32 protein-coding genes and 2 tRNA genes are annotated in these 25,594 nt (G+C 74.7%); 23 read left to right on the top strand and 11 right to left on the bottom strand.

Annotated elements, in window-relative coordinates:
* Positions 1–7 precede the first annotated feature (7 nt).
* Positions 8–685 carry a PilZ domain-containing protein gene (locus tag GKE82_RS19855; RefSeq protein WP_196189351.1) on the bottom strand — a complete coding sequence of 226 codons (678 nt, stop codon included), beginning with the start codon at positions 683–685 and terminating at the stop codon, positions 8–10.
* Between the two features lie 57 nt (positions 686–742).
* Between GKE82_RS19855 and GKE82_RS19860 the strand changes: the two genes are divergently transcribed.
* Positions 743–1,201 carry a MaoC family dehydratase gene (locus tag GKE82_RS19860; RefSeq protein WP_154734515.1) on the top strand — a complete coding sequence of 153 codons (459 nt, stop codon included), beginning with the start codon at positions 743–745 and terminating at the stop codon, positions 1,199–1,201.
* A 10-nt stretch (positions 1,202–1,211) separates the two neighbouring features.
* Here GKE82_RS19860 and GKE82_RS19865 read toward each other — a convergent pair whose 3' ends face one another.
* Entirely contained in the window at positions 1,212–2,777 is a 1,566-nt protein-coding gene (locus GKE82_RS19865; RefSeq protein WP_154734516.1) for a hypothetical protein, read from the bottom strand.
* A 171-nt stretch (positions 2,778–2,948) separates the two neighbouring features.
* On the opposite strand from GKE82_RS19865, the gene GKE82_RS19870 reads away from it, so the two are divergent.
* The 3 genes from GKE82_RS19870 (at position 2,949) to GKE82_RS19880 (ending at position 5,564) form a co-directional block, all read left to right on the top strand.
* Positions 2,949–3,800, top strand: coding sequence for an alpha/beta fold hydrolase (locus GKE82_RS19870; protein ID WP_158276799.1), 852 nt, complete (start codon positions 2,949–2,951; stop codon positions 3,798–3,800).
* A gap of 118 nt (positions 3,801–3,918) precedes the next feature.
* Entirely contained in the window at positions 3,919–4,758 is an 840-nt protein-coding gene (locus GKE82_RS19875; protein ID WP_154734517.1) for a hypothetical protein, read from the top strand.
* Between the two features lie 17 nt (positions 4,759–4,775).
* Positions 4,776–5,564 carry a fumarylacetoacetate hydrolase family protein gene (locus GKE82_RS19880; RefSeq protein ID WP_107568776.1) on the top strand — a complete coding sequence of 263 codons (789 nt, stop codon included), beginning with the start codon at positions 4,776–4,778 and terminating at the stop codon, positions 5,562–5,564.
* Between the two features lie 43 nt (positions 5,565–5,607).
* Here the strand turns inward: GKE82_RS19880 and GKE82_RS19885 are convergent, their stop codons facing one another.
* Both GKE82_RS19885 and GKE82_RS19890 read right to left on the bottom strand, forming a co-directional pair.
* The gene (locus GKE82_RS19885; RefSeq protein ID WP_154734518.1) at positions 5,608–6,192 is read right to left on the bottom strand and encodes an ATP-dependent Clp protease proteolytic subunit; all 585 of its coding nucleotides are present in this window, start codon (positions 6,190–6,192) and stop codon (positions 5,608–5,610) included.
* A gap of 49 nt (positions 6,193–6,241) precedes the next feature.
* On the bottom strand, positions 6,242–6,883 hold the full coding sequence (locus GKE82_RS19890; protein ID WP_107568778.1) for a TetR/AcrR family transcriptional regulator: 642 nt from the start codon (positions 6,881–6,883) through the stop codon (positions 6,242–6,244).
* 123 nt (positions 6,884–7,006) lie between these two features.
* On the opposite strand from GKE82_RS19890, the gene GKE82_RS19895 reads away from it, so the two are divergent.
* The 5 genes from GKE82_RS19895 to GKE82_RS19915 are packed head-to-tail and all read left to right on the top strand — an operon-like array spanning position 7,007 to position 10,026.
* On the top strand, positions 7,007–7,537 hold the full coding sequence (locus GKE82_RS19895) for a YceI family protein (protein ID WP_107568779.1): 531 nt from the start codon (positions 7,007–7,009) through the stop codon (positions 7,535–7,537).
* 2 nt (positions 7,538–7,539) lie between these two features.
* On the top strand, positions 7,540–8,097 hold the full coding sequence (locus GKE82_RS19900; protein WP_154734519.1) for an NADPH-dependent FMN reductase: 558 nt from the start codon (positions 7,540–7,542) through the stop codon (positions 8,095–8,097).
* 38 nt (positions 8,098–8,135) lie between these two features.
* Positions 8,136–9,011 carry a DMT family transporter gene (locus GKE82_RS19905; RefSeq protein WP_309233721.1) on the top strand — a complete coding sequence of 292 codons (876 nt, stop codon included), beginning with the start codon at positions 8,136–8,138 and terminating at the stop codon, positions 9,009–9,011.
* Between the two features lie 41 nt (positions 9,012–9,052).
* Complete coding sequence (pgsA, locus tag GKE82_RS19910; protein WP_107569759.1) at positions 9,053–9,619, top strand: CDP-diacylglycerol--glycerol-3-phosphate 3-phosphatidyltransferase; 567 nt, start codon at positions 9,053–9,055, stop codon at positions 9,617–9,619.
* On the top strand, positions 9,616–10,026 hold the full coding sequence (locus tag GKE82_RS19915; RefSeq protein WP_107568781.1) for a hypothetical protein: 411 nt from the start codon (positions 9,616–9,618) through the stop codon (positions 10,024–10,026). Before pgsA ends, GKE82_RS19915 begins: the two co-directional genes overlap by 4 nt.
* 7 nt (positions 10,027–10,033) lie before the next feature.
* On the opposite strand, the gene mptA is transcribed toward GKE82_RS19915, so the two are convergent.
* Positions 10,034–11,041: a GTP cyclohydrolase MptA gene (gene mptA / locus GKE82_RS19920; RefSeq protein ID WP_154734521.1), complete on the bottom strand. Its 1,008-nt coding sequence runs from the start codon at positions 11,039–11,041 to the stop codon at positions 10,034–10,036.
* 226 nt (positions 11,042–11,267) lie between these two features.
* On the opposite strand from mptA, the gene rpoD reads away from it, so the two are divergent.
* From rpoD to GKE82_RS19940, 4 genes are all read left to right on the top strand, one after another.
* Entirely contained in the window at positions 11,268–12,428 is a 1,161-nt protein-coding gene (gene rpoD / locus GKE82_RS19925; protein ID WP_196189352.1) for an RNA polymerase sigma factor RpoD, read from the top strand.
* A 32-nt stretch (positions 12,429–12,460) separates the two neighbouring features.
* The gene (locus tag GKE82_RS19930) at positions 12,461–13,078 is read left to right on the top strand and encodes a glutathione peroxidase (RefSeq protein ID WP_154734522.1); all 618 of its coding nucleotides are present in this window, start codon (positions 12,461–12,463) and stop codon (positions 13,076–13,078) included.
* A 34-nt stretch (positions 13,079–13,112) separates the two neighbouring features.
* Positions 13,113–13,523, top strand: a complete 411-nt coding sequence (locus GKE82_RS19935; protein WP_154734523.1) for a group I intron-associated PD-(D/E)XK endonuclease — start codon at positions 13,113–13,115, stop codon at positions 13,521–13,523.
* A gap of 20 nt (positions 13,524–13,543) precedes the next feature.
* Positions 13,544–13,625, top strand: a tRNA-Tyr gene (locus tag GKE82_RS19940).
* A gap of 42 nt (positions 13,626–13,667) precedes the next feature.
* On the opposite strand, the gene GKE82_RS19945 is transcribed toward GKE82_RS19940, so the two are convergent.
* Entirely contained in the window at positions 13,668–14,123 is a 456-nt protein-coding gene (locus tag GKE82_RS19945) for a nucleoside 2-deoxyribosyltransferase (protein ID WP_154734524.1), read from the bottom strand.
* Positions 14,120–15,250, bottom strand: a complete 1,131-nt coding sequence (locus tag GKE82_RS19950; protein WP_146175336.1) for an aromatic acid exporter family protein — start codon at positions 15,248–15,250, stop codon at positions 14,120–14,122. Before GKE82_RS19950 ends, GKE82_RS19945 begins: the two co-directional genes overlap by 4 nt.
* A 201-nt stretch (positions 15,251–15,451) precedes the next feature.
* Between GKE82_RS19950 and GKE82_RS19955 the strand changes: the two genes are divergently transcribed.
* The 3 genes from GKE82_RS19955 to GKE82_RS30970 all read left to right on the top strand — a co-directional run bounded on the left by GKE82_RS19955 (position 15,452) and on the right by GKE82_RS30970 (position 17,091).
* A complete protein-coding gene (locus GKE82_RS19955) occupies positions 15,452–15,862 on the top strand; it encodes an FKBP-type peptidyl-prolyl cis-trans isomerase (RefSeq protein ID WP_375337051.1) in 411 nt (136 codons plus the stop codon).
* Positions 15,863–16,011: 149 nt separating this feature from the next.
* Positions 16,012–16,398, top strand: a complete 387-nt coding sequence (locus GKE82_RS19960; RefSeq protein ID WP_154734525.1) for a response regulator transcription factor — start codon at positions 16,012–16,014, stop codon at positions 16,396–16,398.
* A gap of 54 nt (positions 16,399–16,452) precedes the next feature.
* Positions 16,453–17,091 carry a response regulator transcription factor gene (locus tag GKE82_RS30970; RefSeq protein WP_107568788.1) on the top strand — a complete coding sequence of 213 codons (639 nt, stop codon included), beginning with the start codon at positions 16,453–16,455 and terminating at the stop codon, positions 17,089–17,091.
* Positions 17,092–17,395: 304 nt separating this feature from the next.
* Here GKE82_RS30970 and GKE82_RS19970 read toward each other — a convergent pair whose 3' ends face one another.
* On the bottom strand, positions 17,396–17,722 hold the full coding sequence (locus GKE82_RS19970; protein ID WP_154734526.1) for a hypothetical protein: 327 nt from the start codon (positions 17,720–17,722) through the stop codon (positions 17,396–17,398).
* A gap of 87 nt (positions 17,723–17,809) precedes the next feature.
* On the opposite strand from GKE82_RS19970, the gene GKE82_RS19975 reads away from it, so the two are divergent.
* Positions 17,810–18,763, top strand: coding sequence for a sensor histidine kinase (locus tag GKE82_RS19975; protein ID WP_154734527.1), 954 nt, complete (start codon positions 17,810–17,812; stop codon positions 18,761–18,763).
* On the top strand, positions 18,760–19,419 hold the full coding sequence (locus tag GKE82_RS30975; RefSeq protein ID WP_309233722.1) for a response regulator transcription factor: 660 nt from the start codon (positions 18,760–18,762) through the stop codon (positions 19,417–19,419). The genes GKE82_RS19975 and GKE82_RS30975 overlap by 4 nt, the downstream gene beginning before the upstream one ends.
* Here the strand turns inward: GKE82_RS30975 and GKE82_RS19985 are convergent.
* A complete protein-coding gene (locus tag GKE82_RS19985; RefSeq protein WP_154734528.1) occupies positions 19,386–19,934 on the bottom strand; it encodes an NUDIX hydrolase in 549 nt (182 codons plus the stop codon). The genes GKE82_RS30975 and GKE82_RS19985 overlap by 34 nt on opposite strands.
* Positions 19,935–19,983: 49 nt before the next feature.
* On the opposite strand from GKE82_RS19985, the gene GKE82_RS19990 reads away from it, so the two are divergent.
* A tRNA-Thr gene (locus GKE82_RS19990) sits at positions 19,984–20,056 on the top strand.
* A gap of 84 nt (positions 20,057–20,140) precedes the next feature.
* A complete protein-coding gene (locus GKE82_RS19995) occupies positions 20,141–21,547 on the top strand; it encodes a hypothetical protein (protein ID WP_154734529.1) in 1,407 nt (468 codons plus the stop codon).
* Between the two features lie 18 nt (positions 21,548–21,565).
* Here GKE82_RS19995 and GKE82_RS20000 read toward each other — a convergent pair whose 3' ends face one another.
* Positions 21,566–22,072 (bottom strand): hypothetical protein, encoded by a 507-nt coding sequence (locus tag GKE82_RS20000; protein WP_196189353.1) that lies wholly within the window; start codon positions 22,070–22,072, stop codon positions 21,566–21,568.
* Positions 22,073–22,130: 58 nt separating this feature from the next.
* On the opposite strand from GKE82_RS20000, the gene GKE82_RS20005 reads away from it, so the two are divergent.
* From GKE82_RS20005 to GKE82_RS20015, 3 genes are all read left to right on the top strand, one after another.
* Positions 22,131–23,153: a radical SAM protein gene (locus GKE82_RS20005; RefSeq protein ID WP_196189354.1), complete on the top strand. Its 1,023-nt coding sequence runs from the start codon at positions 22,131–22,133 to the stop codon at positions 23,151–23,153.
* Between the two features lie 97 nt (positions 23,154–23,250).
* Entirely contained in the window at positions 23,251–23,568 is a 318-nt protein-coding gene (locus GKE82_RS20010) for a lipopolysaccharide assembly protein LapA domain-containing protein (protein ID WP_154734532.1), read from the top strand.
* 27 nt (positions 23,569–23,595) lie between these two features.
* Positions 23,596–24,069 carry a hypothetical protein gene (locus tag GKE82_RS20015; RefSeq protein WP_154734533.1) on the top strand — a complete coding sequence of 158 codons (474 nt, stop codon included), beginning with the start codon at positions 23,596–23,598 and terminating at the stop codon, positions 24,067–24,069.
* A 14-nt stretch (positions 24,070–24,083) separates the two neighbouring features.
* Here the strand turns inward: GKE82_RS20015 and GKE82_RS20020 are convergent, their stop codons facing one another.
* Positions 24,084–25,592, bottom strand: coding sequence for an FAD-dependent oxidoreductase (locus GKE82_RS20020; protein ID WP_309233723.1), 1,509 nt, complete (start codon positions 25,590–25,592; stop codon positions 24,084–24,086).
* Positions 25,593–25,594: the final 2 nt, after the last annotated feature.

Consider the following 25,594-nt stretch of genomic DNA (forward strand, 5'->3'; position numbering starts at 1 on the left):
ACCGCTCTTACGCGAGCGCGCGCAGTTCCGCGAGCGCGGCGGCCTGCCGGGCGCGCAGGTACCGGTCCAGGACGGCGCGGTCGCGCGCCGAGAGGCGGTCCAGGCGGACGCCGGCCCGGCCGTCCCCGTCGCGGTGCACGACCTCGCCGCCGCCGTCGAGCAGGGCCCCGGGGCCGAGCTCCAGCAGCAGGCGCAGCCGGTCGCCGGCGCGCAGCGACGGCACGTCGACGAGGGCGGCGCCCCCGGCGGAGAGGTCGGCGGTCCGCGCGTCGATCCAGCCGTTCCCGGTCCGGGTCGGCACGACGAGCACGGGCCGCTCGAGCACGATCCGCTCGGACGCGCGGCGCTGGCGCTCCGGGGCGTGGGGGCGCACGGCGGTGTACGCGGCGGCGCCCCCGGCGTAGCGGGGTGCGGCGGCCGCGACCGGGTCCAGGACGAGGTGGACGACGTCGTCGCGGACGCTGCCGTCCGGTCGCGGGGCGGCGAGCAGCGTGCCGGCCCCCGCGGGCGTGCGGCAGCGGCGCCCGGCGAGGTAGCGGCCGGGCGGGACGCCGGGAACGACCGCGGGCGCGAGCTCGGCGGCGCCGGGCACGGTGCGCAGCACGAGCGCGGCGACGGGCCCGAGGCCCGCGACCGTCAGCTCGACGGTCTGCTCCGGCCGCAGCCGCGTGTCGTCGTCCCACATCCCCCCGGTCATCGGCCGCGCCCGCGGGGACCTGAGCCGTGCGAGGATCGCACCGTGATGAGCGTCGAGGAGCTGCAGGCCCGCGTCGGGGACACGTTCGGCCCGACCGCGTGGCGGACCGTCGACCAGGACATGGTCGACACGTTCGCGACGCTCAGCGGCGACCGGCAGTGGATCCACACCGACGTCGAGCGGGCGGCGCGCGAGAGCCCGTTCGGGACGACGATCGCGCACGGCAACCTGACGCTGTCGATGATCGACGGGTTCCGCGACGAGCTCGTCGGCCTCGACGGCTTCGAGCTGGGGGTGAACCTCGGCTACGACCGGGTGCGGTTCCCGTCCCCGGTCCCGGTCGGGGCGCGGGTCCGCGCGGTGCTCGAGCTCGCGGCGGTCAGCGACCGCGGCGACGGCTGGTGGCAGGTCGTGCAGCGGTTCACCGTCGAGGTCGAGGGCGGCACCCGGCCCGCCTGCGTCGCGGACTCGGTCATCCGCGTGCGCCCGCGCCCCGACGCCTGAGCGGCCGCGCTCAGCGCACGGTGACGCGACCGCCCTCGGGCTGCCAGCCCCAGAGCGTCTGCCAGTCCGGGTCGAAGACCCCGACCTTGACGCGCCACGTCCCGGTCCGGGCGGTGCGCGGGATGCGGAACGTCGCGACGTAGCGGCGGGCGATCCCGCCGCGCAGGCGCTGCGCGCGGAAGGCGTGCTGGCGCAGCGGCGTGCGGCCGCCCGGCTGGTAGAGCTGCGCGACGACCGTCGTCAGCGCGGTCGAGGAGGCGGTTACGCGGACGTCGACCTTCAGGGTGCCCCCGCGGCGGACGGTGCGCACGCGCGGGGCGGACCGGATCCGCAGCCGCGGCCGGCTCGTGCGGACCGGCGCGGCGGCCGACGGCCGCCCGGTGGCGCCGGGCAGCGGGGTCGCGCCGCGCTGCACGTAGCCGCGCGCGAGCCGCGCGAACACGCCGCCGTCGTCCGGTCGCCCGTCGCCGTCGTCGTCGCAGGCGCACGTGGCGTCCGGGAACGCCTTGCCGAAGAGGATCGCCAGGACGCCGGCGTCGAGGTACTGGCGGCGGCGCTCCCCGCCGCCGGGTCCGAGCAGCCACTCGACGCGGTTGTCCCGGTAGCGGCCCGGCGTGTCGTCCAGCGTCGAGTTGCCCAGGGGCGTCTGCCACAGCACGGTCCGCAGCCCGGTGGCGGCGCCGACGTGCCCGATGAACCGCGCGTGGCGGCGGAAGTCGGCGTCGGTCCAGACGCTCGCGCCCCCGTCGCCGTCGCGGACCCGGCGGTAGCCGTTGTCGCGGTCGGCGAACTCGGCGAACAGGAGGTCCCAGCGGGCGCCGAGCCGGCGCAGGAAGGTCGAGGACTTCGCGGCGAGCTCGTCGACGCGCGCGTCGGAGGAGTCGCTGGCGGTGACGTCGTCGCCGCTGCCCCACACGGACAGGTGGTAGCCGAGCAGCACGTTGCGGGCGTAGCGGTCGCGCAGCCGCACGACGGCCTGCGCGAGGCCCGCAGCGGTGTCGGGCAGGCCGCGCAGCTCCGCGAGGCCCGTGCGGCCCACGGCGACGGTGACGGTCGTCGGGTCGTCGTCGCGGGCGTCGCGCTGCAGGTAGCCCCACAGGTCGGGCTCGACGTGCAGGACGGTCCGGGCCCCGGTCGAGCCCATCCGCTGCAGCGCGAGCCGCAGGTCGGTGAGCCACGAGCGCATGGTGGCGGTGCTGCCCCAGTTGGCGCGGAAGCCCGCGAGCTCCTCCATGTCGCGCCCGGGCCGCGTCTCGCGCAGCTGGTAGAGGCTGAAGACGGGCGTCATGCCGTGGTCGACGCTGTCGGCGATGAACGCGGGGACGAACGAGCCGTCCCCCTTCGTCCACGACGTCCAGCCGCTGCCGGTGTTCGCGCCGCCGGAGAGGTAGTGGTAGCGCAGCCCCAGCGGCGCCAGGTCGCGCAGTGCGCCCGCGCCACCTTCGGCGTCGCGCATCCCGAGCTGCAACGTGGCGTACGGCCACCCTCCCGGCACGGGGGCCTGCGCGGCGCGGGCGGGCGCCGCGCCGAGCGCGAGCAGGCAGAGGAGCAGGAGCAGTGCGGGGAAGCGGACCATCGACGCCGGGTACTTGTATCGGCACGGGACACGCGCTGCGCAAGTCCCTGTCGTGTGACCACGACGCACTCCGGGTAGCCCGGCGGGCAGAATCCAGGTCGGTCGCACTCAAGCTTCGGCACCCACGGTGCCGAAAGGGGGGTCATGTCGGGTCAGCAGCAGGAGCGTCAGATGACGATCGAGGAGGTGCGCCTCTCCGGAGGGCGCCGTCTGCGGGTCCGCCGCTGGGGCGGCACGGGGCGCCCGCTCGTCCTCCTGCACGGCCTGCTGGACGACAGCGAGGGCTGGAACCAGCTCGCGCGGGACACGCACCGGCCCTGCGTGGCGATCGACCTGCCGGGCTTCGGCGGCTCGGACCTGCCGACGCGCCCGCGGATCAGCGGCTACGCGGAGGCGGTCGTCGAGGGGATGGAGCAGCTCGACGTGGGCGGCTGCACGCTCGTCGGCCACTCGCTCGGCGGCGCGGTCGCGACCGCGGTGGCGGAGCGCAGCCACGACGTCCACGCGCTGGCGCTGCTGGCGCCGGCCGGCTACGGCCGCATCTACCTCAGCGAGCTCGTGACGCTCCCCTTCGTCCGGCAGGCCGCGGAGGCGGCGCTGCCGCTCGCGCTGGTCAACCCGCTGACCGTCACCGCCGCGTACACGACCTTCGTCGCCCACCACCGCCTGCCGTCGAAGGACCTGATGGACCGCGTGCGTCGCCGCGCGTTCAAGTCGGGGCCGGGCGTGAGCACCGCGTGCGAGGCGATCGCGGCCGCGGGCCGGTCGGAGAACGGCTTCCCGAAGCGCCCCGTGAAGTTCGCCGGACCGGTCGCGGCGCTGTGGGGCCAGCACGACGCGCTCGTGCCGCCCGCGCACGCGTACGCGCTCCAGCGCGCCCTCCCGCAGGCGCACGTGGAGATCTGGAAGGGCATGGGCCACCACCCGCAGCGCGAGCGGCCCGCCGACCTCGCGCGCTACATCGAGCGGCACGCCGCCCGGGGCCGCAAGGCCGCGCGCTCGCGGCACCTGCGCGCGGCCTGAGCCGCGCGTCGTCCCGCCCGCTGCCGGGTACCCTTCGCCTACGCTGAGCGCGACGCGTCCCACCCCGTCGTCGCGCCCGGCCGCCCGTCCCACGATCCCGCCCCCGGAGGCGCCCGTCATGTCCCGTCCACGGATGGTCTGCGCCGCGACCGCGTGCGCCGCGCTGCTCGCCCTGCCCACCGCCGCGTCGGGTGCCACGACCGTCCGTGGCACCGTCGTGGGGGAGCCCACGGTCAGCGGCACCACGGCCACGGTGCCGGTGCTGGTCGGGGAGACCGGCCGCCGCGCCCTGCGCGTCGCCACGCCGCTCGTGCGCGTGCGCGTGCCGCAGGCGCGCGGCATCCGCGCGAGCACCGGGGTCCTGAAGCCCGGGGGACTGCGGATCGGGGACCGCGTGCGCGCCGCGCTCGGCCGCGTCCGCGACGGGCGCGCCTCGACCGCGGTGCTGCGCGTGACCGCCCGCGGCGGCACCGCCTCCTTCGACCGCCTCGACGCGTCCCGCAGCCGCGCCCGCAGCCAGGCGCAGGCCGCCGCCGACGCGGTCGCGCGGCTCGACGCCACCGCCTCCGGGGTCGTCGGCGCCCCCGCGGAGACCCCGGCGCAGCTGCGTCGCTTCCTGCTCGACCTGCGCTACGACCTCAACGTCCTCGTCGCCGACCTGCGCGCGAGCGGGCAGCAGACCGCCGACGCCGTCGCCCGGATCGAGCGCGAGCGGCCCGCCGACGCGCGCCGGCGTGCCGCCGTCGAGCGCCGCCAGCGCCCGCTGCTCGACGCCCTGCGCCGCTCGCAGGGCGACCTCGACCGGACCCGCACCGCGCTCGAGGACGCGGTCACGCGGCTCGACGAGGCGATCCTCGACGTCGGCGGCGTCAGCGCCCCGTCGCTGCCGGTCGGCACGGTCGGAACGGTCAGCGACCTCGTCCAGGGGATCCTCGCGATCATCGGCCTGGACGGGTAGCCGCTAGCCTCGCGGGCATGAAGCTCGCGACGTTCGTGCCGCCCGGCGGCGACCCGCTGGCCGGGGAGGTCCGCGGCGAGGAGGTCATCGCCTTCGACGACGGCACCACGGTGCTGGACCGGCTCGCCAGCGGGGACCGCACCCCCGCCGCCGGTGCCGCGTTCCCGCTCGCGCAGGTGACCCTGCTGGCCCCGCACCGGCCGCGGATCCTGTTCGGGATCGGGCTGAACTACCGCGCCCACGCGGAGGAGCAGGGCCTGCAGACCCCGGAGTTCCCGATCGTCTTCACGATGTCGCCGTCGAGCGCCGCGAACCCGTCGGACACCGTGGTGTGCCCGTCGGTCGTGCGGCGGCTCGACTACGAGGGCGAGCTCGCGATCGTCATGGGCGCCGACGGCGTCGTGGCCGGCTACGCGGTCGCCGACGACGTCAGCGCGCGCGACCTGCAGCGCCGTGAGCCGCAGTGGACGCGCGCCAAGGGGTTCGACGGCGCGTGCCCGTTCGGGCCGTGGGTGACGACGGCCGACGAGATCCCGGACCCGGGCGCGCTGCGGCTGCGGACCTGGGTCAACGGCGACCTGCGGCAGGACACGAGCACCGACGACCTCGTCTTCGACGTCCCGACGCTCGTGGCGTTCCTGCAGGAGACCAACACGCTCGAGCCGGGGGACCTGATCCTCACGGGCACGCCGAGTGGCGTGGGCTCGGCGATGGACCCGCGCGTCTTCCTCGCCGACGGCGACGTCGTGCGGATCGAGATCGAGGGGCTCGGCGCGATCGAGCACCCCGTCGCCGTCCCGGGCTGACCGGGACGGGCGCGCCCCGGACGTCCCGGGGCGCCCGGCGGGGTCAGTGCTGGGAGATGACCCGGTCGATGAGGCCGTAGTCCTTGGCCTCCTCGGGCTTGAAGAAGCGGTCGCGCTCCATGTCCTCGTGGATGCGCTCGAGGCTCTGGCCGGTGTGCTTGACGTAGATCTCCTCGAGGCGCGCGCGCGTCTTGAGGATCTCCTTGGCGTGGATCTCGATGTCGGAGGCCTGGCCCTCGTAGCCCGGGGAGGACGGCTGGTGGATGAGGATGCGGCTGTTGGGCAGCGACATCCGCTTGCCGGGGGCGCCGCCCATCAGCAGCAGCGAGCCCATCGACATCGCGATGCCGCAGCAGATCGTGGCGACCTGCGGCTTGATGAAGTTCATCGTGTCGTAGATCGCGAGGCCCGCCGACACCGACCCGCCGGGCGAGTTGATGTACAGCGAGATGTCCTTGTCGGGGTCCGAGGACTCCAGGTGCAGGAGCTGCGCGACGATGAGGTTCGCGATCTGGTCGTCGACCTGCTGTCCGAGGAAGATGATCCGCTCGTTGAGCAGCCGGGAGAAGATGTCGTACTCGCGCTCGCCTCGGGCGGAGCGCTCGACCACCGTGGGTACCAGAGGCATACCGGCACCCTAGATCATCGGGTCGGCCGGTCCGGGAGCGGGCCCGGGTTCAGGCGCCGAGCAGCGCGGCGGCGTGCTGCGTCCAGCCCGCCGAGAGGCGCTCGAGCTCCATGCCGCGGTCGTCGCGCTGGTGCATCATGAACCCGGCCGAGACGGAGGCCAGCAGCACGTCGGCGTGGTAGTCGGCGTCGAGCGCGGGGGCGGCGGCGCGCAGCAGCAGCGTGAGGTGCGTGCGGTAGACCTGGTAGGGCGCGCTGCGCATCCGCATGGCGGGGTCGTGGCTGGCCTCGACCGCGGCGAGCAGCTCGGCGTAGCCCTGCAGCTCGCGCAGGTAGGCAGGCCCGAAGGCGAGCAGGCGCTCGGCGGGTGGCGCGCCCGGCCCGAGCGGTGGCTCGCCGCGGATGAGCTCCTCCTGGAACGCGGCCTCGCGGTCGCTGAGCAGGGCGCGCAGCAGCCCCGCGCGATCGCCGAAGCGGCGGAACAGGGTGCCCTTGCCGACACCGGCGGCGGCGGCGATGCGATCCATCGAGACGGCCGCGGCGCCCTCGCGGGCGACGAGCTGCTCGGCCGCGGCGAGGATCCGCCGCCGGTTGCGGGCGGCGTCGCAGCGCTCGCGGACCTCGCCCCCGGCGAGGGGGAGGTCGCGCTCGTCGCGCAGGGGCAGCGGGGTGACGACGGGGAGGTCGGACATGGGCTTCACAGCTCCTTCACCGCAGGAGCTTGACAAACGGACTGCGGTCCGCCTACTCTACCGCAAGAACGGACCACGGTCCACTTTCTGAAACCCCGTCTGAGCCCCCGAGAGGAACCCCCAATGAGCACCGCCACCACCCCGATCACCGGCACCTGGACGATCGACGCCGTCCACTCGTCCGTCGGCTTCTCCGTGAAGCACATCGTCAGCCGGTTCCGGGCCGGCTTCGAGCAGGTCGAGGGCAGCTTCGACGCCGACGCGGGCGTCCTCGTCGGCCGCGCGCCGGTCGAGTCCATCGACGTCACCCAGCCGGACTTCCGCGGCCACCTGCTGTCGCCCGACTTCTTCGACGTCGCCAACCACCCGACGATCGACTTCGTCTCCCGCGAGCTGACCCTCTCGCCCGACGGCACCGCGACCGCCACCGGCGAGCTCACGCTCCTGGGCGTCACGAAGCCCGTCGTCGCGACCGGCGAGTACACCGAGACCACCGAGGGCCCGGCCGGCACGATCTTCGGCCTCGAGCTCGAGGCCAAGGTCGACCGCCACGACTTCGGCCTCAGCTGGAACATGGAGGCTCCCGGCGGCCGCAAGGTCGTCGGCGACGAGGTCACGATCACGGTCTCCCTCGAGCTGCTCCAGCAGGCCTAGTCATGCGCGTCCTCGGCCTCGCCGGCAGCCTCCGCGCCGGCTCCCACAGCGCTCGGCTCCTCGCCCTCGCCGGCTCGGCCCTGCCGGCGGGTGCCGAGCTCGTCACCTGGTCGCGGCTCGGCGAGCTGCCGCTCTACGACCCCGACGTCGACGCTCGCGAGACCCACCCCGTCGTCGAGTCCCTCCGGGACGCGATCCGCGAGGCGGACGCGCTGGTGATCGTCACCCCCGAGTACAACGCGTCGGTCTCCGGCGTCCTGAAGAACGCGATCGACTGGGCCTCCCGGCCGCGCGCCACGACGGCGCTGCAGTCCAAGCCCGTGGCCGTCGTGTCGCAGAGCCCCGGCCAGTTCGGCGGGCTCTGGGCCGCCGACGACCTCAAGCGGATCCTCAAGATCACCGGCGCCCGCCCGCTCGAGGAGGCCGTCAGCGTCGCGCAGATCGACACGGTCCTGCCCGACGGTGCGCCCGCGCTCCAGGACGAGGAGCTCCACGACGCGCTCGTCGCCCAGCTCGCGGCGCTCGTGCAGGCGGCGCAGACCGCCACCGTCGCGGCCTGAGCGCCGGCCCACCCTGACGTGGCATCGTGCGGTGCGCCGTGAGCGCGCCGCACGACAGCCCGTTCGACCGGGTGCCCCCGGTCACGCTCGTCCTCTTCGCCGTCTCGTCGATCCAGTTCGGGGCCGCGCTCGCCGCGACCGTCTTCGACGAGATCGGCCCGGGCGGCACGTCGTTCCTGCGGCTCGGCCTGGCCGCGCTCATCATGGCCGTGATCTGGCGGCCCGACCCACGCCGGCACAGCCGCGAGGAGCTGCGCCTCGTGCTCGTGCTCGGCCTGATGCTCGGCGGCATGAACTACAGCTTCTACGAGGCGCTCGACCGGATCCCGCTCGGGATCGCGGTCACGATCGAGTTCCTCGGCCCGCTCGGCGTCGCGGTCCGCACGTCGCGCCGGCGCCTAGACCTCGTGTGGGCCGCGGTGGCGGGCGCCGGGATCGTCCTGCTCGCCCGGCCGGGCGGTGACGGGATCGACCCCGTCGGTCTCGTCCTCGTGCTGATCGCGGCCGCGTGCTGGGCCGCCTACATCCTCGCCGCGCGCCGCGCGGGCGAGCTCTTCGGCGGTGCGCGCGGCCTCGCGATGGCCATGGGGGTCGCCTTCCTCGTACCGCTGGTGCCCGGCCTGCACCAGGGCGGCACGCAGCTGCTCGAGCCGGGGTTCCTGCTCATCGGGCTCGGCGTCGCGGTGCTCTCGAGCGTCATCCCGTACACGCTCGAGACCGAGGCGCTGCGCCGCATCCCGACGAACGTCTTCGGGGTCCTCATGTCGCTCGAGCCGGCCGTCGCGGCCCTCGCGGGCTTCCTCGTCCTGGACCAGGCGCTCGACGCGGTCGAGCTGTCCGCGATCGCGCTCGTGGTCGCCGCGTCGATCGGCGTGACGCGGACCCGCGCCGTCCCGATGGTCGCCGAGGGGTAACCGGGATGCGGCGCAGGGGATACTCCAGGGACGTGTTCCCCGTGAACCTCCCCAACGTCCTGACCGTCGTCCGGATCCTGCTGGTCCCGGTGCTCGTCGTCGCCCTGCTCGCCGAGGCCGAGGGGGGCGACTACATCGCGGCCGCCGTGTTCGCGCTCGCGTCGCTCACCGACATGATGGACGGCTACCTCGCGCGCTCGCGCGGCCAGATCACGACGTTCGGCAAGCTCATGGACCCGATCGCCGACAAGCTGCTCGTCGTCGCGGCGCTCGTCTCGCTCGTGTCGCTGGACCGGCTCGCCGCCTGGGTCGCGATGGTCATCATCGCCCGCGAGTTCGCGGTCACCGCCACGCGCATGGCCGCGACCCAGCAGGGCGTCGTCATCGCCGCCAACTGGTGGGGCAAGGCCAAGACGATCGTGCAGGTGCAGGCGATCTTCTTCCTCATCGCCATGGGCACGCCCACGCCGCTGTGGGTGGACATCTGGGTCTACGCGGCCGTCGCGATCACCGTGGCCAGCGGCATCGACTACTTCTTCGGGCTGCGCCGCCACCTCGGCGAGGCCGAGCGGCGCGCCACGGGCCCCGCTGGCAGGGCGGCGGCGTGAAGGGCATCGCCGCCCTGGTCGCGATCGGCGTCGCGGTGACGATCACCGTGCTCGTCCTCGCGATCATCCGCACGCACGACGACGTCAGCGACGACCTCGCCCGCTGCATCGAGCAGGGCGACGCCGCGATCGTCCGCGGCCCGGACCTGCTGGGGCCGCTGCGCGCCGACCTCGCCAACGGCTTCGCGCCGCGGGTGCTGCGGCGCTACCGGCTGGGCGAGAACGGGGCGGTGCTGCTCGAGGGCACCGGCTACCGCGTCCTCGCCCTCGACGGGCGCAACGGCCCGTCGCTGGAGGGCGAGGTCGCGCTGCGGATCTTCCGCGACCCCAGCGAGTTCGCCGTCGTCGGGGTCGAGCGCGACCCGATGAAGGGCGTCCTCGCCGGCTGCGCGTCGCTGCAGGAGTAGCGGTCGCTCAGACCGTCGGGCGCCCGGCGCCGTCGAGCCACTCGCGCATCGACGTGTGGTGCGGCAGGTGGTCGCCCGACCCGATCTCCTGGCGCAGCTCGCCGAGGAGGCCGAAGCGCTCCGCGACGACGTTGTGCTGGTGGATCGACTCGAGGTTCTCCTGGCGCGAGGAGACGAACACGTCGGCGGGCAGGTCCGGGTAGCGGTCGATGACGCCGCGGATCGCCTCGCGCACGCAGTCCTCGACGAAGCGGGGCCGGCGGTGCGCCTTCTCGACGACGGTGCCCTCGTCGCTGCGCTTCATCAGCTCGTAGATCTCCGAGCTCATCGACTCCTCGACGATCGCGACGAGGTCCGTCGCGTCGAGCTCGACGTCCGAGCCCTCGGGCAGGCCGATGTGCAGCGTGCCGAGGCCGCGCTGGTTGTGCGTGGCGACCGGGACCGCGGCGAAGATCTTCTCGATCTCCTCCTCGTTGAAGTCCGCGCCGAGCCGCTCACGGGCCTTCGCGGCGACGAGCTCCTGCGCGCACGGGCAGGCGGTCATCCCCTGGGCGGTGACGCCGATCATCCGGCGGGTGCCGTGCTCGCTGGCCACCGCGGCGCCGAGCATCGTGTAGATCTCCTGCGTGCGGATCCCGGAGACCGGCGCCGGCTTCTCCTCCGGGTAGCGCGCCTTGATCGTGACCTCCGCGCGTAGCGCCTGCTGGCGCTCGCGGACGATCTCGGCGATCCGCTCGGCGAGGGTCTCGGCCCGGAAGGCGGCGTCGCCGAGGATGACCTCGCCGATCGCGCCGTTGACGTCCTCCTCGAACCGGCTCATGTGCGCGCCCTTCTGGCGCGGGCCGAGGTCGACGAAGCACTCGAGCTCCGCGGAGAACAGCTGCTGCCCGCCCTCGCGCTCCAGTCGGATGATCTTCTCGACGCCCGTCACGCCGACGCGCGAGAGGCTGACGTGGAGGGTGGGCACCCGGTTCTGGACGTCGGGTCCGGGGCTGGTTGCGCTGGCGTGGTTCATGGGATGTGCCTTGAACGGTAGAGGGTCTGGGTGTCCGGCCCGAGCCTGTGCTATCACTCGGGGCCTGGCGAGCCACCCCCTCTACGAGGACGGGACCCAGAAGGCTCAGCCCCTCGCGGCACACGTCGCGGCCCGCACCACGGTGCACTGCTGGTCATGAGGTGAGAGAGGGAGGGACTCCGGCGACGGAGGTCCTCCGGAGTGCCTGACAGCGAGGGCAAGAGGGTTGAGCACCAAGACTGAAGGACTGCTGGCGGACGAGGCTCCGATCCACGAGTTGGACGAGCTGCAGCCGCTCATCAAGGAGGGCCAGGAGAAGGGACTCCTGACCTTCGCGCAGATCGCGAGCTGCCTCGAGGAGGTCGAGGTCACGAAGGAGCAGGTGGTGGAGCTCCACCACTGGATGGAGGAGCACGGCATCGCCGTCGTCGGGAACGACGGCAAGCTGGCGACCTCCGAGAACGGCAAGCTCGAGGCCGCCGCCGAGGCGCGCCGCGAGCAGAAGGCCGGTGGCGGGGACGGCGGCGCGGCGAAGAAGCCGCAGATCGACCTGACGGTCGAGCCGTCGCTCGACTCGCTGCGGCTGTACCTGCGCTCGATCGGGCGCGTGTCGCTGCTGACCGCCGAGCAGGAGGTGTCGCTCGCCAAGCGCATCGAGCGCGGCGACATGGACGCCAAGCAGCAGATGGTCGAGGCGAACCTGCGCCTCGTCGTGTCGATCGCCAAGGGCTACCTGGGCCGCGGCCTCACGTTCCTGGACCTGATCCAGGAGGGCTCGCTCGGGCTCATCCGCGCGGTCGAGAAGTTCGACTACCGCCGGGGCTACAAGTTCTCCACCTACGCCACGTGGTGGATCCGGCAGGCGGTCACCCGCGCGATCGCGGACAAGGGCCGGACGATCCGGATCCCCGTCCACATGGTCGAGAAGCTCAACAAGGTCGTGCACGTCGAGCGCCAGCTCGTGCAGTCGCTCGGCCGCGAGCCCTCGCCGGAGGAGATCGCCAAGGAGCTCGAGTGCACCGCGCGCGAGGTCCGCGACATCCTGCGGATGAGCCAGCAGCCGATCTCGCTGGAGAAGCCGATCGGCGAGGAGGAGGAGTCCGAGCTCGGCGACTTCGTCGAGGACCAGAACGCGGAGTCCCCGTTCGAGCTCGCGTCGGAGAACCTCCGCAAGGAGAACGTGCACCGCGCGCTCGCGGCGCTGCCGCAGCGGGAGCGCGAGGTCATCGAGATGCGGTTCGGCCTCACCGGTGGCCGGCCGCGCACGCTGGAGGAGGTCGGCCGGGCGTTCAACGTGACGCGCGAGCGGATCCGCCAGATCGAGAACCACACGCTGAAGAAGCTCGAGTCGCTGCCCGAGGCGCAGCGGCTGCGCGACGCCTCCTGAGCCATTCCTGACGCGCCTGCGTAGAACGGGACATGCGTTCCCGTCTCTGCGCAGGCGCCGTCGTGCTGCTCGGCCTCGCCGGCTGTGGCTCGTCCGAGGACACGACGACCGAGCGGTCGTCCTCGCCGACGGTCGTCGCGACGCCGGCGGCCGGCACCGCGCCGGAGCGGTCCGCGCCCGCCGCGAAGGGGTCGTCGGTCCTCACCGGGACGGCCGAGCGCCTGACCGGCGGCCGCGACGACCTCGCCGACTACCGTGGCGACGTCGTCCTCGTGGTGAACACGGCGTCGCAGTGCGGCTTCACCGGGCAGTTCGCGGACCTGCAGGAGCTCTACGCGGCGCGCAAGGACCGGGGGTTCACGATCCTCGGCTTCCCGTCGGACTCCTTCGACCAGGAGCTCGACGACGCGCAGGCCATCAGGGAGGTCTGCGAGAAGAACTTCGGCGTCGAGTTCCCGATGTTCGCGAAGACCGCGGTGACCGGGGACGACGCGGCGCCGCTGTTCAAGCGCCTGGCGGCCGCCACCGGCGAGCAGCCGTCCTGGAACTTCAACAAGTACCTGCTGGACCGCGAAGGCCGCGTGGTCGGCAAGTTCGACTCGGGCGACATCCCGACCGATCAGATCGACGAGCTGCTCGCAGCCACCTAGACGTCCCGTCCGGGGTCGAACGTATGTTCTCCCCATGGGGCCCCGGCAGCAGGGAGACATCGGCGAGGTGTCGGCCATCGAGTGGTTCACGCACCGCGGTCAGACGGTCTTCGTCCCGATCACCCACAGCCCCGACGTCGACCTGATCGTCCTCGCGGACGGTGTGCCGCTCCGTGTCCAGGTGAAGACGTCGACGCAGATCGTCGATGGCCGTCACGTGGTGACGGTCTGCACCCGCGGGGGGAATCAGAGCTGGAACCGGATCACGTCGCGATTCGATCCGACGCGATGCGACCTGCTGTTCGTCCTGGTCGGGACGGGACGGCGCTGGTGCATCCCGGCGTCGCGCGTCGGTGGCGCGACGTCGATCGTCGTGAGCGCGGACAAGTACGCCGAGTTCGAGATCGACCCTGGGCGCCCCTTCGCTGCCGCCTCCGGCGCGTAGTCGCTAGACTCCGCAGCCCCGGCGGGATAGCGAAGCGGTCAAACGCACAGCGCTGTAAACGCTGCCTCTCTGAGTTCCCAGGTTCGAATCCTGGTCCCGCCACCTGCACACGGCCCGCGCTGCACAGCGCGGGCCGTCGTCGTCCTAGACCCCGTCTCGCAGGAGCGCCACGAGGGCGTCGAGCGAGTCGGCGATCCGGCCACCGGAGGCCTCGACGAAGTACTGGACCTGCAGGTTCACGGTCGCGCCGGCCTCGCCGGCCTCGCGCCAGTCGGTCCGCAGCCCGTCGATGCGCAGGCCCAGGCCGGCGGCGTACCCGATCTCCGCGCACGTGCCCGCGTCGGGCTCCTGCCCGTCGAGGACGGCGACGAGCCGCGTGCACGAGCGGATCGCCTCGGCGTTGCGCGCCCCGATGAGGGTGTTGAGCTCGGCGTGGCGGCCGGCGGCCTGCAGGCGCTCGACCTCCTCGGGGGCGGTGAGGGCCCACGGGTCGACGACCTCGACGACGGTCGCGAGGGTCGGCAGCAGGGTCTGCGCGTAGTAGGCGCGGCCGGCCTCGGTGAACCCCAGCGGCGAGGCCACGTAGGTCCTCGGGGTCATCGGTGGGCCTCGGCGGCGGCCGCTCCGGCGGCGGCCTGTCGGATGGCGTCGGCGGCGGCGTCCTGGGTGGTGCCCAGCGCGCGCAGGAGGTCGGTCGCGATCGATCGCACCTGCCCGATGATGACGCTCACGCTGAGGTTCGAGGTCCGTTCGAGCGCGAGGGTCGCCCCGGCGGCGGCCTGCAGTGCGGTGCCGCGCGCATCGACGACGAGCGCCGGGTCCTCGAGCGCCGCGCGCAGCGCACGGACCGCAGCGGCGAGGTCGCGCACTCCGCCGGGCGCCTCCGGCGGGATGTGCGCCTCGAGGTCGGCTGCGCGCACGACGCCGCGGGCGAGCACGCGCGCGTTGCGCACCGCCAGGTCGATCTCCGGGGCGGCGATCGCGTAGCGCTTCACGACGGTCCGCTCGCGTCGCCGCAGCGGCGAGTAGCGCGCGGTCTCGACCCCGCTCACCGTCGCCTCGCCGAACGCGGTGACGGCCCCCTCGAGGTCCCGCATCGCGACGAGCGCCTCGACGGCGGCGTCGTGGTCGGCGCGATCGAGCGCGGCGGCGACCTCGTCCAGCGCGAGCGCGAAGCGGTCGAGCAGTGGTCCGGCGTGCCGCCGCGCCAGGCGCACCGGGTCGATCGGGAGCAGGTAGTGCACGAGCACCGCGACGCCGCCCCCGACCAGCGCGTCGATCGGCCGCGCGACGTCGAACGAGGTCGGCACGTCGATCGTGGCGACGAGCACGGCGCTCGAGGCGGCCTGGCCCACGACCAGGCGCGTGCCGCCGAGCGCGACCGCGCTGAGCATCGCGATCGCCACGACCAGCGCGATCTGCAGGGTGCCGGAGCCGAGCAGGATCACGAGGGCGTCGGCCACCGCGACCCCGACGGCGACGCCGAGCGTCAGCTCGGCCGCGCGCCGCGCGCGCTGCCCCACGACGATCCCGAGCGCGATGATCGCGGAGACCGGCGCGAAGAACGGCGCGGGGTGCCCGACCAGCTCGGTGGCCGCGAACCAGGCGAGCGCGGCCGCGATCGCGGTCTGCGCGATGGCGGGCGCGGTCGCGCGCAGGCGCCGCCCGCGCGAGAGCCCGGCGGCGCGGATCGCGGCGGCGGTGGGGTGGGCGTCGGGCGTGGACACGGCTCGGCGCAGCATCGCACGCGCTAGATTGCCGCCTCTATGACGCCGACCAAGCTGAGCGCCCTGCTCGCCGCCGCGCTGATGACGTTCGCGCTGGCCGCCTGCGGGGAGGAGCGCACGAACGAGGACATCAGCGACGAGCCCGTCGCGGGGGAGACCACCGAGGCCGCGGCGCCCGCCGCGGACGTCGACGTCGGGGAGATCTCGACCGACACCTCGAAGAAGCCGGAGATCGCCAAGCCGAAGGGCGACCCGCCGCCGGCCCTGGTGCAGAAGGACATCGTCGTCGGCAAGGGCGAGGCCGCCAAGGCGGGCGACACGCTCTCGATGCAGTACGTCGGCGTGTCGTTCTCCACCGGCAAGCAGTTCGACGCGAGCTGGGACCGCGGCGGTGAGCCGTTCACGTTCCCGCTCGGCCAGGGCCAGGTCATCCAGGGCTGGGACCAGGGGATCGTCGGGATGAAGCCGGGCGGCCGCCGCCTGCTCGTCATCCCGCCCGCGCAGGGCTACGGCGAGGCGGGGTCCCCGCCGGACATCCTCCCGAACGAGACGCTCGTGTTCGTCGTCGACCTCGAGAAGGTCGAGCCGGGGAGCGGGGCGCTCGGCGGCTGACCGTCGTACGGGGCGCCCGGCGCTCCGACGTAGGCGCGCCCTCGTCCGATCGGACAGGGGCGCTCCTCCGATCGTGGCGGAGGTCCGGCGGGCCGCTCGTCCGCCGCGATGATGGAGCCGGGAACCGCCCGGGCGCATCCTCGGGAGGGATGCGCCCCGGTCGCCCGTACACCGTCGTGCTCGTCGACGACTCGACGCCCTACCGCCGCGGCATCGCCCGCGCGATCGACGCCCACGACGAGCTCGTGCTCGTGGGGGAGTGCGACGGCGGCGAGGCCGGCCTCGCGGCGATCGAGGCCCTGCGCCCGGACGTCGCGGTCCTGGACGTGCGGATGCCCGGCGTCGACGGCCTCACGATCTGCCGGCGCCTGCGTGACGAGCCCGGGACGCGGACGCGGGCGGTCGTGATCAGCGCCGGGATGGACGACGTCGTCCGCGGGCTGGCGCTGGCCGCCGGCGCGGCCGCCACGCTGAGCAAGACCGCCACCCGGCGGGAGATCTGCTCGGCCGCGGTTCGCGTGGCGCGCGCGGGATAGACTGCGCTGATCCGACAAATGCCCCGCCTGCTGCGGGGCTGAGGGGAACGCGCAGTGAGTCAACGGACCACCGTCTACGTCGCCGACGACCATCCCGTGTACCGGGAGGGGGTGGCCCGTGCGGTGAAGGCGCGGCCGGAGTTCGAGCTCGTGGGCGAGGGGGCCGACGGGCGCGAGGCGCTCGCCGCGATCCAGGAGATCCTCCCGACCGTCGCGGTCCTCGACGTGCACATGCCGGGCCTCCAGGGGCCGGAGATCCTCAACGCGATCAAGCGCGACGGGCTGCCGACGCGCGTGGTGCTGCTCAGCGCGCACCTCGACAGCGAGACCGTGTACCGCGCGGTCGCGGCGGGTGCGGGCGCGTACCTCTCCAAGGAGTCCTCGCGCGAGCGGATCTGCGACGCGGTCGCCGCCGTCGCCCGCGGCGAGGTCGTCCTCAGCGCCGAGGTGCAGGCCGGCCTGGCGACCGAGATCGTCATGCGCGAGCGCGAGGAGCGCCCCGCGCTGACGCCGCGAGAGCACGAGATCCTCGTCCTCACCGCCGGGGGCTACAGCGCCCCCGCGATCGGCGAGCAGCTGCACCTGAGCCAGAGCACGGTCAAGACGCACCTCAAGAGCCTCTACGAGAAGCTCGGCGTCTCCGACCGGGCGGCCGCCGTGGCCGAGGCGATGCGCCGCGGCCTCCTCGAGTAGCCCCGCCGTTCCCCTCCGGCCCGGCTCCGTCGGTGGCGCGTCGGCGCCACTGGCGATGCACCGGATTCTCGGATAGGGTCCTCCCGTCGGGGGAGATGGACCTCCTCCGATCGAGGAGTCGCAGCTCATCCTGCGGACCGCACTCCCGTCCGGTGTCTGACGTGGGGGAGAGTGGGCAGGATGGTCTGTGCGTGACCGGACGAACCCTGCCCCCGGGCGACTGAAACCCCCTCGGTCGCCCCGTCCGGGATCGTGAGGGCCCGCCGGTCGGATGCGCAAGCACCCGGCCGGTGGGACCCTCACGCTACGCCGCACTCCTGGAGCGCTCGTGCAGCTCCTCGGCGGCCAGCTCCGCCGCGAGGTCCGCGGCACGCTGGGGCTCGCGTCGCGCACCGCTCCACCACGACGCCGCGAGCGCGAGCAGCGATCCAGGGATCGCGTACAGCGCCTCGTCGACCCCGGGCGGGTTGTCGGCCGGCAGTCCCGGCGTGGGCAGCAGCAGCCCGGAGGCGATCGCGCCGGCGATCGCGGTGAAGAACGCGCCGATGATGCCGCCCCGGAAGCGGTCGGGCACGAGGACCGCGAAGTGCCAGAAGCCGATGCCCATCATCGTCCAGACCAGGATGCTCATGCCGACGAGGCTCCCGGGACGCGGGCGCCACCGGTATGGGGGCGCGCTCCCATCCCGCCGGCGGGCCGGCCTCGCGATGATGCACCCATGTCGCTGCTGCAGCGCGTCGTGCTCGTCGACGCCGCCCTCGTGTTCCTCGCGGTGGCGCTGCTGGTCGTGTCCCCGGCGACCGTCAGTCGCAGCACGACCACGGCCGAGGTCGCGATCCTGCTGCTCGGCGCGACCGCCCTGCTGACGCTGACCACGGTGATGACGCGCCGGGCGCTCGCGCCGCTGCGGCTGCTCGCGGAGCTGATGGGGCGCGCCGACCCGGCCAGCGGCACCCACGCCCCGGTGCCCGGTGCCGGTCCCGGCACCGCTCGGGAGGTCGCGGACCTCGCCGCCGCGTTCGACGCGATGCTCACCCGCCTGGAGGACGAACGGCGACGGGCGACCCGCCTGGCGATCGACGCGCAGGAGGCCGAGCGCGCGCGGCTCGCCCGCGAGCTGCACGACGAGGTCGCGCAGCTCCTCACCGCGATGACCCTGCAGCTGCAGGGCGCCGAGCGGCTCGACGGCCCCGCGCTTGAGGCCCGCGTGACGGCGCTGCGGGAGGCCGCCCACGGCGGATCCGACGCCGTGCGGGAGATCATGCGCGGCCTGCGCCCCGAGGCGCTCGAGGACTTCGGACTGCGGGCCGCGCTCGTCGCGTTGGCCTCCGGGGTCACCGAGCGCACCGGTGTCCCCGTGCGGCGCGCGCTCGCCGCCCAGCTCCCCCCGCTCACGCCGGAGGTCGAGCTCGTCGTCTACCGCGTCGCGCAGGAGGCGCTCGCCAACGTGGTGCGCCACGCCGACGCGGCCACGGTCGACCTCGTCCTCGCGGTCGATCCGGGCCGCCTCGTCCTCGAGGTCCGCGACGACGGGCGCGGCGTCGGCGACGCGCCGGCGGGCAGCGGCCGCCAGGGGATGCGCGAGCGCGCGCTGCTCGTCGGCGGCCGCCTCGCCGTCGGACGCGGCCCGCAGGGCGTGGGTACCACCGTCCGGCTGGAGGTCCCGCGGTGACCGTGCCGCTCGTGGCGGGCGTGCTCGTCGCCGACGACCACCGGCTCATGCGCGACGGGCTGCGGCTGATGCTCGACGCGGCGCCCGATCTGCGCGTGGTCGCCGAGGCGGACGACGGCGTCGAGGCGGTGACGGCCGCGCGTGCGGCCACGGTCGACCTCGCGATCCTCGACGTCTCGATGCCCCGCCGCACCGGCCTGCACGCCGCGCGCGAGATCCTGGCCCACCGGCCGGGCCTGCCGATCCTCATGCTGTCGATGCACGAGGACGACCAGTACTTCTTCCAGGCGCTGCGGATCGGGGCCGCGGGCTACGTCCTGAAGTCCGCGGCGGACCGCGACCTGCTCGACGCGTGCCGCAGCGCGCTGCGCGGCGAGCCGTTCCTCTATCCGCCCGCCGTCCGGGCGCTGCTGCGCGAGCACCTCGCCGCCGTGGCGGCGGGCGAGCGCGACGACGCCGAGGTCCTCACGCCGCGCGAGCAGGAGGTCGTGAAGCTCGTCGCCGAGGCGCACACGAACGAGCAGATCGCGGCGGCCCTGACGATCAGCGTGCGGACGGTCGAGCGCCATCGCGAGAACGTGCTCGCGAAGCTCGGGATGCGGGACCGGGTCGAGCTGACGCGCTACGCGATCCGGCGCGGGCTCGTCGAGCCCTGAGGGCCGTCGAGGAGGTCGCGCAGCGCCTGCTCGGTCGACCAGAACGCGAGGTCCTCCCACGGGACCTCGTCGGGCGCGAAGGCGCGGACCTCGGTCGCCTCGGGCGTCGTGCGCGGCGTCTCGTCCGTGCGCGCGGCGTAGACGATCAGGATCACCCGGTCGGTCGGCTGCGAGTAGATCCCCACGAGCGGGCCGAGCGTGATCGCCACGTCGAGCTCCTCGCGCGTCTCGCGGTGCGCCGCGTCCTCGACGGACTCGCCGAGGTCGACGAACCCGCCGGGGAACGTCCAGCGCCCCCGGCCCGGGTCGAAGCCCCGCTTCAGCAGCCAGATCCGCCCGTCCGCGGTCCGCGGGATCGCGGACGCGACCGGCTTGGGGTTGTAGTACGCCAGGTAGCCGCAGGCGCCGCAGCGGATCGAGCGGGGATGGTCCACCTGCGGATCGGGCGCGCCGCACCGGGGGCAGTGGTGGACGTCGTCCAGCGCGGGGTTGAGCGAGGTCGGATCGAACGGCACGGTCGACCAAGCATGCCCGACCGGCCCGCTGCTACGCTCCCTCGCGCACGCCCTCTTAGCTCAGCTGGTAGAGCACTTCCATGGTAAGGAAGGGGTCAGCGGTTCGAGTCCGCTAGAGGGCTTGCTCGGGACCCCGCGGCGCGGGGTCCTCGTCGTTGCGGGGGCGATGCGCCGTAACTCGGGCCGGGCTGCGCCGTTGGGGGAGCATGCGCACACCGTCCGCCGTCCTGTCGGCCGCCACCCTCCTCGCCGCCGCTCCCGCGGTGCACGCCGCCCCGATCACCTCGGTCGCGGCCGACCAGCAGATCCTCGACGGGCCGGTCTTCGCCGGCGACACCGTCGCCTGGGCGGCGGGCACGCGACCGCAGCGGCTGCGGGCCGTCGTCGCGGGCGGCGCGCCGCGCACCCTCGCCCGCACGCCCGCGTTCCCGGAGGGCGGCGAGGCGTTCACGTTCGGCCTGGAGGGCTCGCCGACGCGCCTGGCCTGGGGCTTCGGCGAGGGGGTCGCCGTCGACCCCGACGGCTACACGACCCGCGAGCAGGTCGTCGCCGGGCCGCCCGGCGGGCCGCTCGTGCGCGTCGCGGGCGACGGAGCCGACGCGGTCCGCGCGACCGCGATGGACCTCGACGGGGACCGGCTCGTGACCTCGGAGGACCTCGTCGCGGAAGGTCAGCGACCGACCTCGGTGCGCGGCTACGACCTCGCGGCCGGCGGCGACCCGACGGCGCTCGCGCCACAGGGCAGCGCCGAGCTCGCGACGGCGGGCCCGTACGTCGCCTACCGCTCGGCGAGCACCACCGGTGGCGCACTGGCCCGCATCGTCGTCGCCGACGCGGCGACCGGCACGCCCGTCTACGGGGTCGACGTGCCCACGGTGCCGCCGATCGGCTACGGCTTCGGCTTCGACCTGCAGGCCGACGGCACCCTCGCGGTCCTCACCGCCAACCCGGCCGCGACCGGCAGCGACCCCGTCCTGGACCTCGCCTGGGCGTCGGTCGCCGACCCGACCCTGCACGTGATCGTGCCGGACGTGACGCCGTTCAACCTGCGCATCGCCGCCGACCGGATCGTCTACGGCCGCGAGCTCGACCGCCGCAGCAGCCGGCTGTTCGTCACCGACCTGGCCGGTGTCGGCCATCCGGTGACGCCGGTCGTCGACTCCGTCACCGGCGTCGACTTCGACGGCACGCGCCTGGGCTGGTCGACCGAGGGCTGCGTGTACGCGGGCGACCTGCCCGCCGTCGCGGTCGACACCCTGCCCGGCGGTCGCTGCGCCGGGCAGGACTACCGGCTCGTCACCGGGACGCTGAACCGCCGCGCCGCCCGCGCGCTCGTGCGCTGCGTCGCCGGTCCGGCCGCCGGCTGCACCGGGACCGCGAAGCTGACGCGCGCCGGCGGCGGCCCGACGCTCGCCCGGACGACGTTCACGGTGGGCGCCCGCAAGCAGACCTCGATCGTGCTGCCGCTGCGGCCCGCGGTCCTGCGCGCCCTGCAGCGCAGCGCGCGCCGCAAGAAGGCCCGCTTCGCGACGCTGCGGATCGTGACGTCGGTGACCGACGGCGCGGGGAACGTCAACACCCGGTCGATCCCGGCGACCGGCCGGGTGCGCTGAGCCGGGCGCGCCGCGCGCTCAGCCGCCGACGAACCCGCCCTCGATCTCCTCGTCCTGCACGTAGGGGACCTCGACGGTGCGGCGCCGGCCCTCGGGGTCCACGACGACGAGCGTCGCGACGTCGCCGGGCGCCTTCGTCGTGTCGGCGCCGGCGAGCAGCTCCTCGGTCGCAGGGCGGCCGTCGACCGAGACGACGATGTCGCTGTCGGTCACCGCGTTGCGCGTGCGGCTCGCAGAGTCGCGCAGGCCGGCGTCGTCGGCGACGGAGCGCCCGGTGAAGTCCATGACCGCCACGCCGCTGTCCGGGACACCGGGTCGCCCGACGGTCCGGGCGACCGCGCGGAAGGACTCGTCGATCGCCTCGCCGACGATGCCGAGCCGCACCGGTGCGGTGCTGCCCTGCTCGCCGTCCCCGCCGCCGCCACCGCACGCGGCGAGCGCGAGCGCGCAGGCCGCCGCGGCGAGCCCGGCTCCCGCGCGTGCCCACGGGCGATCGAGGGTGGCGGCGGTCCCCGGCGCGCTCATGGCCCGCAGGGTGCCCGAACCGTCCGGCGCCGTCAACCGCGTATGCGAACATGTGTTCGTGCGCTGGTCCGCTCTCCGCCTCGACGTCGACGCCGCCCGCCCCACGCTCCCAGGGACGCTCGACGATGCCGTCGTGCGCCGGTTCGACGCGCCCGAGGCGCTCGACACGCGCTTCCACGAGGTGCGGGCCCGCTCGGCGCTCAACCGCGTGCCCGCCGGGTCGCGGATGCCGTTCCGCTGGACGGTCAACCCGTACCGCGGCTGCGCGCACGCGTGCGTCTACTGCTTCGCCCGCCCGACGCACACCTACCTGGGCTTCGACGCCGGACGCGACTTCGACCGCGAGATCGTCGTGAAGGTGAACGTCCCCGAGCTCGTCCGGGCGGAGCTCGCGCGCCCGTCGTGGGCGCGGGAGCACGTCGCGCTGGGCACGAACACCGACCCGTACCAGTGGGTCGAGGGCCGCTATCGGCTGACGCGCGACGTGCTCGCCGCCCTCGGGGCGTCACGGACGCCGTGCTCGGTGCTGACGAAGTCGCCGCTCGTGCTCCGTGACCTCGACCTGCTCGCGCCGATGGCGGCCGACGGGCGGTTCTCCGCGAACCTGTCGGTGCCGACGCTCGACGAGCGCGCCTGGCGGGCGACCGAGCCGCGGACCCCGAACCCGCGCGCCCGTCTGGAGGCGATCGCCGCGCTCAACGCCGCCGGGGTGCCGTGCGGCATCCTCGTCGCGCCGCTGATGCCGGGGATCAACGACGACCCGCGCCAGGTCGAGGCGATCCTCGACGCCGCGACGGCTGCGGGCGCGGTGAGCGTCGGCGGGATCGCGCTGTACCTGCGCGGCGAGACGCGCGGCGTCTTCCTCGACTGGCTGCGCACCGCCCGCCCGGACCTCGTGGACCGCTACGAGGAGCTCTACGCCCGCTCGGCCCACGTCCCCGAGGTCGAGCAGCGGCGGGTCGCCGGGCTGCTGCACCGTCCCGGTGGTCCGCCGCCGTCGCGGTTCGACGAGGCCGCGCGCGCCGCGCGGGCCGAGCGTGCGCGCCCGGCAGGGCCGCCGGCGCAGATCGCGTTGTTCTGACGCCCGCGACCCGACGGGAGTGTTCCCGCGCCGAGACCGGCTGGCGCGCCGCCGCCCGCGGTTGCTTGCGGGTGCAACCGGGAACCACTCTGGTGTCATGAGCACCGAGACGATCCCCACTCCCCGAGCCGACGCGGACACCCCGGACCAGCCGGTCCTGGAGAAGCCGACGGGCTCGCGGACGAGCGCCGCGATGTGGTTCGCCGTCCTGGGCGGCGTCGTGCTCGCGTTCCTGCTCGTCTTCATCCTGCAGAACCTCGACCGCGTCCCCGTCCAGTTCCTCTGGATGGAGACCGACCTGCCGGTCGGCGTCGCGCTGCTCGGCGCCGCCATCGCCGGCGGAGCGATCGTCGCGATCGCCGCCGGGGCGCGCATCCTGCAGCTGCGCCGCCGCGCCACCGGCTGGAAGCGCTGACCGCCAGCAGGTCGTACCGTGCCGGGGATGCCGTCCCCGGCCACCGACCTGCGCCGCGTCTGCCGTCTCCTGCTGCCCGCGCTCGCGACGGCGCTCGTGGCGGCCGGGTGCGGGGACGAGGAGCCGACGGCTCCCGCCTCGCTGGAGCGCGACGCGCTCGTCGTGCTCGACTGGGCACGCGCCGATCCGCCCGCCCTGTGCGACACGCCCGAGCGCGCCGCCGACCGGGAGCCGGGGCGTCGCGTCCTGCGGACCGTCGGGCGGATCGGCGGGCGGCCCTGCCACGTCGCGGTCCGCGCCGACCGGCCCGTGGCGACCGGTGCCGACGTGACCGCGATCGAGACGACCGCCGACGGGCGCGTCGAGCTGCGCCTCGGACCCGCGGCCCGCGCCCGGCTGCGGGCGCTCGGGCCGGACGCCCACGTCGGCGTCGTCCACGACGACCGGCTGCTCGACGTCGTCTTCCCGGCGGACGGGCGCATCGCGATCGACGCGCCCTGACCGCCGGGCGGCGCTCAGCGGCCGCGGGCGACGCGCAGCAGCCCGCGCGGCCGCGTCCCGGCCGCGCCGCGGCCCGGACCCGCGCCGCGGGGCGCGTCGGGCGGCGGGACGAGCCGGCCCGCGTTGTAGTCGGCGACGAGCGCGGCGACGGTGTCCTGCGAGCACCCGCGGTTGGTGCCGATGAAGCCGCTCGGGCCGCGCTTGATCCAGCCCGCGACGTACGTGCCGGGGACGGCCGCGCCGGTCGCCGGGTCGACGACCCGACCGTCCTCGTTGGGCACGACGCCGCGCGCGTCGTCGAACGGCAGCTGGCCCAGCGGCGTGCCGCGGTAGCCGATCGAGGTCACGAGCAGGCCCGCGTCGATCGTCTCCGTGCCGCCACCGCCGGTGCGGTCGAAGTTCACGGCCGACACGCTCCCGGCGTCCCCACGGACCGCGACGGGGGTGAGGCCGTAGCGCAGCGTCACCCGGCGACCGGACGCGTCGGGCGCGAGGTCGCGCAGCAGCTCGATCTTCGGGTCGCCGTCGGGGGCGCCGGCGAGGTCCTCGGGCAGGACGTGCAGCGCGACGCCGGGGGTGCCGCGCAGGCCGACGAGCTCGGGCAGCGTGAACGCGCTGCGCTCCGGGCCCCGCCGTGCGACCACGACGACCTCCTCGATGCGGCTGGCGCGCAGCGCCCGCAGCGCCGCGGGGGCGACCTCGCTGTCGACGAGCGCCTCGGGGTCCATCGTGAGGATCCGGGCGATGTCGAGCGCCACGTTGCCGTTGCCGATCACCACGGCGCGCCGGGCGGACAGGTCGACCGCGCGCTCGGCGTGGTCGGGATGGCCGGTGTACCAGCCGACGATCTGCGTCGCGGTCATCGCGCCCGGCAGGTCCGCGCCGGGGATGTCGAGCCGCCGGTCGACCGCGGCGCCGACGGCGTAGATCACGGCGTGGTGGGTGCGCAGGAGCGCCTCGTGCGTGACGTCGCGGCCGATCTCGACCCCGAGGTGCATCGTGAGACCGGGGTGGCGGCGCACGGCGTCGAGCTGGCGGCTGACCCGGCGGGTGCGCCGGTGGTCCGGCGCGACGCCGGTGCGGACGAGGCCGTACGGGGTGGGCATCCGCTCGTAGACGGACACCTGCGCGCCCGGCACCGTGAGGACCTCCTCGGCCGCGTACATCGCGGCCGGCCCCGAGCCGACGATCGCGACCCGCAGCGCCTCGCCGCGGTCGCGCACCTCGAGCACCGGGCGGACCGGGGCCATCTTCGCGCGCGGCCCGCGGGCCTGCGCGTGGTAGGAGGCGTTGATGACCTCGAAGGCCCGCTCCTCCTCGGTCAGCCGCGTGTGCGGCTTGATCGCGTCGACGGGGCACGCGGTCGTGCACGCCCCGCAGTCGACGCACGTCGTCGGGTCGACGTGGAGCATCTCGGCGAGCTCGAACGCAGGATCGTCCGGGGTCGGCTGGATGCAGTTGACCGGGCAGGCGTAGACGCACGAGCCGTCGCCCACGCAGGACTGGGTGACGACGTGCGGCACGG

This window comes from Conexibacter sp. W3-3-2, assembly GCF_009707605.1.
Lineage (GTDB): Bacteria > Actinomycetota > Thermoleophilia > Solirubrobacterales > Solirubrobacteraceae > Paraconexibacter > Paraconexibacter algicola.

What these genes read in the sequence shown, in the direction of transcription:
- GKE82_RS19855 (WP_196189351.1), bottom strand. Translation starts at nt 685, where the DNA reads ATGTGGGACGACGACACGCGGCTGCGGCCGGAGCAGACCGTCGAGCTG.
- GKE82_RS19860 (WP_154734515.1), top strand. Translation starts at nt 743, where the DNA reads ATGAGCGTCGAGGAGCTGCAGGCCCGCGTCGGGGACACGTTCGGCCCG.
- GKE82_RS19865 (WP_154734516.1), bottom strand. Translation starts at nt 2,777, where the DNA reads ATGGTCCGCTTCCCCGCACTGCTCCTGCTCCTCTGCCTGCTCGCGCTC.
- GKE82_RS19870 (WP_158276799.1), top strand. Translation starts at nt 2,949, where the DNA reads ATGACGATCGAGGAGGTGCGCCTCTCCGGAGGGCGCCGTCTGCGGGTC.
- GKE82_RS19875 (WP_154734517.1), top strand. Translation starts at nt 3,919, where the DNA reads ATGTCCCGTCCACGGATGGTCTGCGCCGCGACCGCGTGCGCCGCGCTG.
- GKE82_RS19880 (WP_107568776.1), top strand. Translation starts at nt 4,776, where the DNA reads ATGAAGCTCGCGACGTTCGTGCCGCCCGGCGGCGACCCGCTGGCCGGG.
- GKE82_RS19885 (WP_154734518.1), bottom strand. Translation starts at nt 6,192, where the DNA reads ATGCCTCTGGTACCCACGGTGGTCGAGCGCTCCGCCCGAGGCGAGCGC.
- GKE82_RS19890 (WP_107568778.1), bottom strand. Translation starts at nt 6,883, where the DNA reads ATGTCCGACCTCCCCGTCGTCACCCCGCTGCCCCTGCGCGACGAGCGC.
- GKE82_RS19895 (WP_107568779.1), top strand. Translation starts at nt 7,007, where the DNA reads ATGAGCACCGCCACCACCCCGATCACCGGCACCTGGACGATCGACGCC.
- GKE82_RS19900 (WP_154734519.1), top strand. Translation starts at nt 7,540, where the DNA reads ATGCGCGTCCTCGGCCTCGCCGGCAGCCTCCGCGCCGGCTCCCACAGC.
- mptA (WP_154734521.1), bottom strand. Translation starts at nt 11,041, where the DNA reads ATGAACCACGCCAGCGCAACCAGCCCCGGACCCGACGTCCAGAACCGG.
- GKE82_RS19930 (WP_154734522.1), top strand. Translation starts at nt 12,461, where the DNA reads ATGCGTTCCCGTCTCTGCGCAGGCGCCGTCGTGCTGCTCGGCCTCGCC.
- GKE82_RS19935 (WP_154734523.1), top strand. Translation starts at nt 13,113, where the DNA reads ATGGGGCCCCGGCAGCAGGGAGACATCGGCGAGGTGTCGGCCATCGAG.
- GKE82_RS19945 (WP_154734524.1), bottom strand. Translation starts at nt 14,123, where the DNA reads ATGACCCCGAGGACCTACGTGGCCTCGCCGCTGGGGTTCACCGAGGCC.
- GKE82_RS19960 (WP_154734525.1), top strand. Translation starts at nt 16,012, where the DNA reads ATGCGCCCCGGTCGCCCGTACACCGTCGTGCTCGTCGACGACTCGACG.
- GKE82_RS19970 (WP_154734526.1), bottom strand. Translation starts at nt 17,722, where the DNA reads ATGAGCATCCTGGTCTGGACGATGATGGGCATCGGCTTCTGGCACTTC.
- GKE82_RS19975 (WP_154734527.1), top strand. Translation starts at nt 17,810, where the DNA reads ATGTCGCTGCTGCAGCGCGTCGTGCTCGTCGACGCCGCCCTCGTGTTC.
- GKE82_RS19995 (WP_154734529.1), top strand. Translation starts at nt 20,141, where the DNA reads ATGCGCACACCGTCCGCCGTCCTGTCGGCCGCCACCCTCCTCGCCGCC.
- GKE82_RS20000 (WP_196189353.1), bottom strand. Translation starts at nt 22,072, where the DNA reads ATGAGCGCGCCGGGGACCGCCGCCACCCTCGATCGCCCGTGGGCACGC.
- GKE82_RS20010 (WP_154734532.1), top strand. Translation starts at nt 23,251, where the DNA reads ATGAGCACCGAGACGATCCCCACTCCCCGAGCCGACGCGGACACCCCG.
- GKE82_RS20015 (WP_154734533.1), top strand. Translation starts at nt 23,596, where the DNA reads ATGCCGTCCCCGGCCACCGACCTGCGCCGCGTCTGCCGTCTCCTGCTG.